This window comes from Pseudomonas sp. 05T35 (assembly GCF_056396605.1).
In genome coordinates this window covers 1-3,317 of record NZ_JBFTLU010000477.1, presented here as the reverse complement: position 1 = coordinate 3,317, position 3,317 = coordinate 1, and the positions used below count along the sequence as shown (strand labels likewise).

Below are 3,317 nucleotides of genomic sequence, written 5' to 3'. Positions count from 1 at the left end.
TGGCCGCTTTGCGCGCGGTTTCCAGGTCCTTCGCGGCCACCGCCAGCACCACTTGACCGACGAATTGCACATCATCGATGGCCAGCAATGGATCGCCCGGCAACAATGGGCCGATGTCTTTCAGGCCCGGCACATCTTTATGGGTAATAGCGATGCGCACGCCCTCGAAGGCGTAGCAGGGCTGGGTGTCGATGCTGATTATTTTCGCGTGGGCGCGGTCCGAGAGCCGTGCGTAAACGTGCAGCTGATTCGGAAATTCAAGTCGGTCGTCGATGTACTGCGCTTCACCGGACACGTGTTTGTCGGCGCTGTCGTGCTTGACGCTGCGACCGACACCGGTAGTCAGGTCCTTGGCAAACAGTTCGGCCAGTTCGGCTTGGGTCTTCTCGACTTTGTGATGGTTAGACATAAGCGGTCACCCGAGTCTCGATGTGCGGTGTTTGCAGTTCGATGAAGTATTTACGCAGCAGGTTCTGTGCGCTGAGCAGACGGTATTCCTTGCTCGCACGGAAGTCCGTGAGCGGTGTGAAGTCTTGCGCAAGGGCGGCGCAGGCACGTTCGACCGTTGTCTGCCCTTGAGAAAGTGAACTCCACTGCGCGCCGAGCAGCGCGGCTTCGCAGCTTTTCGCGCGTTTCGGCGTCGCAGCCATGCCGCCGAACGCGACGCGGGCGTCGGCAACCACGCCGTTTTCGATGCGCAGGTTGAATGCCGCGCAGACCGCGGAAATGTCATCGTCCAGACGCTTGGAGACCTTGTAGGCGCGGAACAGTTGTTCAGCGCTGGCACGCGGCACGATGATCTTTTCGATGAACTCGCTTTCCTGGCGCGCAGTGACCCGGTAATCGATGAAATAGTCTTCCAGTGCCAGCGTGCGGCGGGTTTCGCCTTTGCACAAAACAATCTGTGCGCCCAGTGCGATCAGCAGCGGAGGCGAGTCACCAATCGGCGAGGCGTTACCGATGTTGCCGCCGAGGGTGCCCTGATTGCGGATTTGCAGGGAGGCGAAGCGTTGCAGCAATTCGCCGAAATCCGGGTACTCGGTCTCGAGGGCGTCGTAGCAGTCGGAGAGGGCGGTGGCGGCACCGATTTCCAGGCGGTCGTCAAAGCGCTCGATGCGCTTCATTTCTGCGACGTTGCCGACGTAGATCATCACCGGCAGCGTGCGGTGGAATTGGGTCACTTCCAGTGCCAGGTCGGTACCGCCGGCCAACAGTCTGGCTTGCGGATAGGCGTCGTAGAGGTCGGCCAGATCGGCGACGGTCAGTGGCACCAGGCAGCGTTTGTCGCCGCTGTTCAGTTCACCGGTGTCGGTCGGCGCAATGGCTTTCAGGCGAGCGATGGTCTCGGCTTCGCGAGCATCGAACTGGTCAGGCTTTTTGGCGCTGCACACTTGTTCGGCGGCGGCGAGGATCGGCCGGTAGCCGGTGCAGCGGCAGAGGTTGCCGGCGAGGGCTTCATGGGCTTTATGGGAATCGGCGTGATCGCTGTTTTTCTGCAGGGCGAACAGCGACATGACGAAGCCCGGTGTGCAGAAGCCGCACTGCGAACCGTGGCACTCGACCATGGCTTTTTGCACGCTATGCAATTGGCCCTGATGCTTGAGGTCTTCAACGCTGATCAGCTGTTTACCGTGCAGCGACGACACAAACGTCAGGCACGAGTTGAGGCTGCGATAGAGAATGTGTTCGCGGCCGTTGTCATCGGTCTGCAATTCACCGACCACCACCGTGCACGCGCCACAGTCACCGCTGGCGCAACCTTCTTTGGTACCGGGTTTGCCCAAATGTTCGCGCAGATAGTTGAGCACGGTCAGGTTCGGGTCCAGGGCGTGCTCGCTACGGAGTTCCTGGTTAAGTAAAAACTGGATCRCGGAAGGCCTCGCAGACTCATTATTGTTGTTAACCGACGAACCTGAATTTATCAGGTCTGACTTTTCGGTCAATGATTTTCTGACTTAAGGGTCAGGAAATTCGCTTTTGCCGATCAACAACGGCTTATTTCATTATTGACCCTCTCGGGATACCTCGCTTTTTGCTTGAATCGTGCCAAATTCCGCTGGCTGGGCCCTGCGCCATCACCTCGCAAGTGCGCTACACTGCGCCGCTTGTACAGATCGAAGAGTTTGAAGGAAAACCATGACGTTCAAGGCGCCGGACAGCCTCGCCGAGCAAATTGCTCACCACCTCGCCGAACGCATCATTCGCGGCGACCTCAAGCCCGGAGAGCGCATCCAGGAACAGAAGGTCACGCTGGCCCTCAATGTCAGCCGCGGCTCGGTTCGCGAAGCCTTGCTGATTCTCGAGCGCCGGCACCTGATCGCCATCCTGCCGCGTCGTGGTGCTCATGTGACCGAGCTCACCGCACACAAGGTGCAGAGCCTGTGCACGCTGATGAGCGAGCTGTACATCCTGCTCGGTAATTCAGTGGCCAGTGGCTGGCAGGTCCAGGCCGACATGGCGCCGTTCCTGCAAATCCAGCAACGCCTGAGCGCCAGTTACGAGCGTCAGGACATCCGCGCCTTTGTCGAAGACAGCTTCAGCGTGATGCGCGCGGCGTACCCATTCGCCAATAACCCGTACTTGCAGGAAACCGTCGAGAACCTGCAACCGGCCATGAGCCGTGCGTATTTTCTCGCCCTGGAACAGCGCAAGGCCGAGATGAGCGAGTTCCTCGAACTGTTCGAGCGCTTGCTCGCGGCCGTGCTGGCGCGTGATTTGCCAGAGATTCGCGTCGTGCTCTCGGCTTATGCCCGGCGCAGTTGCGATCTGGTGTTGTCTGCCTTGCCGGTTGCCTGAGCGTGCGGCTCAAGTGCATCAAACTGGCGGGGTTCAAATCCTTCGTCGACCCGACCACGGTGAACTTCCCCAGTAACATGGCGGCGGTGGTCGGGCCCAATGGTTGCGGCAAGTCGAACATCATCGATGCCGTACGCTGGGTGATGGGCGAGAGCTCGGCCAAGAACTTGCGCGGCGAGTCGATGACCGATGTCATCTTCAACGGTTCTACCAGTCGCAAACCGGTGAGCCAGGCAAGCATCGAACTGGTTTTCGACAACTCCGACGGCACGTTGATCGGCGAATACGCGGCTTACGCGGAGATTTCCATTCGCCGCAAAGTTACCCGCGACAGCCAGACTACTTATTACCTCAACGGCACCAAATGCCGTCGCCGCGATATCACCGACATTTTTCTCGGTACCGGACTGGGCCCGCGCAGCTACTCGATCATCGAACAGGGGATGATCTCCAAGCTGATCGAGTCCATGCCTGAAGACCTGCGTAACTTCATTGAAGAAGCGGCGGGGATCTCCAAGTAC

Annotated in this window: 3 protein-coding genes and 1 pseudogene; 2 read left to right on the top strand and 2 right to left on the bottom strand. The window is 59.2% G+C overall.

The annotated features are described in order from the left end of the window. Both AC1DH9_RS25600 and xdhA read right to left on the bottom strand, forming a co-directional pair. Positions 1-409, bottom strand: a pseudogene (locus AC1DH9_RS25600) (xanthine dehydrogenase molybdopterin binding subunit); the annotation flags it as partial. After that, on the bottom strand, positions 402-1,868 hold the full coding sequence (gene xdhA / locus AC1DH9_RS25595; RefSeq protein WP_477809022.1) for a xanthine dehydrogenase small subunit: 1,467 nt from the start codon (positions 1,866-1,868) through the stop codon (positions 402-404). The gene xdhA and the pseudogene AC1DH9_RS25600, both read right to left, overlap by 8 nt. Positions 1,869-2,136: 268 nt before the next feature. On the opposite strand from xdhA, the gene AC1DH9_RS25590 reads away from it, so the two are divergent. Both AC1DH9_RS25590 and AC1DH9_RS25585 read left to right on the top strand, forming a co-directional pair. Next, positions 2,137-2,796: a GntR family transcriptional regulator gene (locus AC1DH9_RS25590; RefSeq protein ID WP_216744939.1), complete on the top strand. Its 660-nt coding sequence runs from the start codon at positions 2,137-2,139 to the stop codon at positions 2,794-2,796. A 2-nt stretch (positions 2,797-2,798) separates the two neighbouring features. Beyond that, the coding region (locus AC1DH9_RS25585) for an AAA family ATPase (protein WP_477809021.1) at positions 2,799-3,317 on the top strand (519 nt) is incomplete at its 3' end.

Bases quoted from the DNA above. Each gene is read 5' to 3' on its own strand.
- AC1DH9_RS25590 (WP_216744939.1), top strand. From the start codon at position 2,137: ATGACGTTCAAGGCGCCGGACAGCCTCGCCGAGCAAATTGCTCACCAC.